The sequence below is a fragment of the Pseudomonadota bacterium genome (assembly GCA_039714795.1).
Lineage (GTDB): Bacteria > Pseudomonadota > Alphaproteobacteria > JAGOMX01 > JAGOMX01 > JBDLIP01.
Window position 1 is genome coordinate 1 of record JBDLIP010000139.1, and the last position, 4,046, is coordinate 4,046.

The window sequence follows — 4,046 nt, forward strand, 5'->3', positions numbered from 1 at the left end:
AATTCGTGGGGGCGGCAATGAGCCCCCACGAATTTGCGACAAAAATGGGTCTCAGTATAGTTCCTCTCCTGACTCCCCATCTTTATAAGCAAAAGTACTATCTTGTACAAATATTATCCTAACATCTAAACATTGCTTCTTTGGATCTTTTTGAATATCAGAAGTATACTCAAGAGATGTCATCCGTGATGCCCTGGAAAATAAGGCACTTGAGTCGATTATGGTTTTAACTACTGCTGCTTTTTACTTCACTGAGGGAGTTAGTATCGAACTTTTTGATTAGAAAAAAAATTTAGCTTACCCACTCAAAACGCAAAAGAGCCAAAGAAATGGGATTGTCGGTAACACGTGATATGTCCTAATTAACCTAGGCAAAACAATTGTCAGAGATACCCTTTTACGCTACTTTGGCCTCAGATAGAACAGCCAATGATGGACTTGTACAGACCTTGCATAATTTACTCAAACCCGCACCTTTTTTCGAACTTTCTAGAAACTTAAAGTCTTGGGTGTTTCTCTTTACCATGGTCAGCTCTACTCTAGGTATATATTGGGGACTTTTTCTTTCGCCAGCAGATTACCGTCAAGGAGAAATGGTACGCATGATGTATATCCATGTGCCAGCCTCATGGTTGGCTCTTGGCATCTACACGCTGATGGCAGGGTTAAGCGCTATCCATCTTATTTGGAGAAATCCATTTGCAAGTCTGATTGTGAAAGCCGCTGCGCCGATTGGCATTTGTTTTGCACTTTTGAGTTTGATCACTGGATCACTGTGGGGCAAACCAACTTGGGGTGCCTGGTGGGTTTGGGATGCAAGGCTAACCAGCATGTTGATTCTCTTTTTTCTCTATGCCGGTTATCTGTTGCTGGTTCAGTCCTTTGAAAACACCTACTATGGCCAGCAAATGGGAAGTATATTGTTACTTGTGGGCGTGCTCAATATCCCCATCATCAAGTTTTCTGTCAACTGGTGGTACACGCTGCATCAGCCCGCAAGCCTTTTAAAATGGGGCAAACCTGCGATTCATAACAGTATGCTGGTACCGCTGATGCTCATGCTGGTTGCTTTTATAGGATATTTCCTGCTGGTACTCATCATAAGAGTTGAGAAAGAATGGGCGCAGCAGAGACGAAAATCTCTACAAATCCGGATTGTGCAGGGCATTCAATGACTGCAATGGATTATATAGGACTCGGATACGCTGCTAGCTTGTTTGTACTTGGCACACTTTTGCTGATCAGTTGGCGACAAAAATCTAAAGCCGCACAAGAATTGATACAACTTGAGAAGGAACATCCTTCCTCAAAAACATAAAATATTCTAATGAAACAAAAAACACAAAGATTGTGGTTTGTTATCATTGGAGCTCTCTCGATAAGTCTTGCTTTGTTTATTGTGCTGAGGACCTTAGAGGATAATATTGTCTACTTTTACACACCCAGTGACGTGCAAGTAAAATCAAGTCAAATCAAGCCTGGACAGCGCATTCGTGTCGGTGGTTATGTAGTCAGGGGAAGCATAACCCACACACAAGACCATAGTGCCTTAGAATTTGTCATCACGGACCATAAAAATCTCCTTCGTGTTTATTATAAAGGGGCCCTTCCTAATTTATTTGCTGAAGATCAGGGGGTTGTTGCCGAAGGAATATTGACCCTTCAAAACAAACTAATCGCTGACCGGATTCTTGCCAAGCATGATGAGAATTACCGACCCCCGGGAGCTTCATTATGAACATGGACTGTGGGTTTTATGGCGTGGTTCTGGCAGTGGTTTGTGCAGGGCTTCAGGGGTTGTTTTGTTAAAGGGTTCCTTTTTCAAACAACAAAAGTGGGGCGCACTCATAGAAACCTGCGCGATATTACAGTGCCTAGCTACAGGTTCAGCTCTGATACGCCTTATAACTCTCTACATTAATTCAGACACTTCAGTCGTCAATGTTGCTCTGAATTCACAAATGCAGCTTCCAGTTCTCTACAAATTAATCGCCCTGTGGAGCAACCATGAAGGATCTTGGCTGCTATGGCTCTTTTTCTTAAGCCTGGTCGGGGCACTTTTTGCGATCTTTAATCGTCATGCCCCCCCTGATTATAGAGCTAAAACCCTTAGTATTCATGGGGTGACAATCGTAGGTTTTTACCTATTCCTGATTTTTACTTCCAATCCGTTTGTGCGTCTCATCAACCAATCTATTCCTGCTCAAGGATTGAATCCGCTCCTAGAAGATTTCTCACTTGGCTTTCATCCTCCCATTCTCTATCTGAGCTATGCAGGGTTTTCTCTGGTGTTTGCCCAAGCAATTACTGTGCTTTGGCAAAAGGGCAAGGATCAATCCTGGGTATATTCCTTGCAATCCTGGAATCTTTTATCTTGGAGCTTGTTAACCATTGGTCTTGCCTGGGGTAGCTGGTGGGCCTATTACGAATTAGGCTGGGGCGGTTGGTGGTTTTGGGATCCGGTTGAAAACGCAGCCCTGGTCCCCTGGATCACCAGTACTACATTGATACACTCACTGAATGTTACACAAAAGCAAAACACACTCAAAAATTGGAGTCTATTATTGAGCCTAACTACGTTTGTTGTGTGTCTCATAGGTATTGTTTTTGTCAGATCCGGATTGGTCACTACAGTACATGCCTTTGCCATTGACCCAAATCGCGGCGTGTTTCTAGTGATTCTTGTAGGGGCTATTATAATTACAAGTTATCTGCTTTTTGCATTCAAAAAGTTACAGAGCAAGCCCCCCAACACCTCATTACTTTCCCGTGAAGGTACATTGTTTTTAGCCAGCATTGGCTTCTTTTTCCTCAGTGCCACTATCCTGTTTGCAACATTCTATCCCATTGGGCTTGAGGCAATGACGGGGCAAAAAATATCCGTCGGCGCTCCTTACTTTAATACCCTGCTAGTTCCTTTGGCACTGCCCCTGATGGTAATGATGGGATTTGCAGCCCTACAATCCTGGAAGCCTCAATCATTCACCACTTTGTGCGAAAAGCTGCTGCCCGCCTTCATTGCAACCATGGTAGTTTTCTTGCTGGTTTGGGTCTTAAATAAGCAAGCACCGTTAATGGCAAGTGCTGCCTTAGGATTTGCTGCTTGGATTGTCTCAACGACCCTGTTGGGGATCTGGCACAACGCACGCACCCTAAAAAAAATTCCTCGAAAAACACTGAATATGACGCTTGCACACCTTGGATTTGCCATGACACTTGTTGGTATGACCAGCGATGTCTTTTGGCAACAACACCAGCAGCTTGCCCTAAAGCCAGGCCAACACACCCAACTTGCAGGGCATTTGGTTCAATTCGTGGGTACACAACAAATTACAGCTCCGTATTTTCAAGCAATGAATGCGTCTTTTACGATGGATGATAAAAAGCTGGCCACGGCCCAAAGACGGCTTTACACCCAACAGAAAATCATTACGTCGAAAACGGGATTATTACGCGATGGGTTCTCGCACATGTATATCTCGCTTGGAGAATTCTTAAGCGATGACAAGTGGTTGATATCACTTACATGGCATCCTTTTGTTCTATGGATATGGTTTGGAGCAGTTATTATGGCATTAGGTGGATTTTTAGCTCTGATTACAACAAACTGGAGACAAACCTAATGCGCTGGCTATTATACCTGATTTTTTTGAATGTTACTTGTATGGCTCAAGCTGCACAAGTTACTAAAACCCGTGCTATTGCCGAACAGTTAAAATGCCCAACCTGTGTAGCTCAATCGGTTGCTGATTCTCAAGCTTCCGCTGCTAAAGAAATCCGCAGAATAATTTCCCAGAGGCTTGCCCAAAACAAAACCGAGCAAGAAATTATCACCGAACTTACTGAGCGCTACGGAGAGCATATTCTTCTGACCCCGCCGCTAACACCAAGCACCTACCTTTTATGGTTCTTGCCCTTTGTTACGTTCGGGTTGGGTTTGTTGATTTGGTTTATTCCTCACACCTTGAATACGGTTCTGTCGCATCTGTTGCCGTCCCGTAAAGATTGAGGTATCTTCACCAGGAAGGTAGGTGCTCAAATGTTCA

The 4,046-nt window shown here is 43.8% G+C and carries 5 protein-coding genes; all 5 read left to right on the top strand.

Going from position 1 to position 4,046, the window contains the following annotated elements; genetic code table 11:
- Window positions 1-380 precede the first annotated feature (380 nt).
- The 5 genes from ABFQ95_07875 to ABFQ95_07895 are packed head-to-tail and all read left to right on the top strand — an operon-like array spanning window position 381 to window position 4,009.
- The gene (locus ABFQ95_07875; GenBank protein ID MEN8237439.1) at window positions 381-1,175 is read left to right on the top strand and encodes a heme ABC transporter permease; all 795 of its coding nucleotides are present in this window, start codon (window positions 381-383) and stop codon (window positions 1,173-1,175) included.
- Window positions 1,172-1,318 (top strand): heme exporter protein CcmD, encoded by a 147-nt coding sequence (gene ccmD / locus ABFQ95_07880; GenBank protein MEN8237440.1) that lies wholly within the window; start codon window positions 1,172-1,174, stop codon window positions 1,316-1,318. The genes ABFQ95_07875 and ccmD overlap by 4 nt, the downstream gene beginning before the upstream one ends.
- Window positions 1,319-1,327: 9 nt before the next feature.
- The gene (gene ccmE, locus ABFQ95_07885) at window positions 1,328-1,738 is read left to right on the top strand and encodes a cytochrome c maturation protein CcmE (protein MEN8237441.1); all 411 of its coding nucleotides are present in this window, start codon (window positions 1,328-1,330) and stop codon (window positions 1,736-1,738) included.
- Entirely contained in the window at window positions 1,701-3,623 is a 1,923-nt protein-coding gene (locus ABFQ95_07890; GenBank protein ID MEN8237442.1) for a heme lyase CcmF/NrfE family subunit, read from the top strand. The genes ccmE and ABFQ95_07890 overlap by 38 nt, the downstream gene beginning before the upstream one ends.
- Window positions 3,623-4,009, top strand: coding sequence for a cytochrome c-type biogenesis protein (locus ABFQ95_07895; GenBank protein MEN8237443.1), 387 nt, complete (start codon window positions 3,623-3,625; stop codon window positions 4,007-4,009). The genes ABFQ95_07890 and ABFQ95_07895 overlap by 1 nt, the downstream gene beginning before the upstream one ends.
- Window positions 4,010-4,046 lie beyond the last annotated feature (37 nt).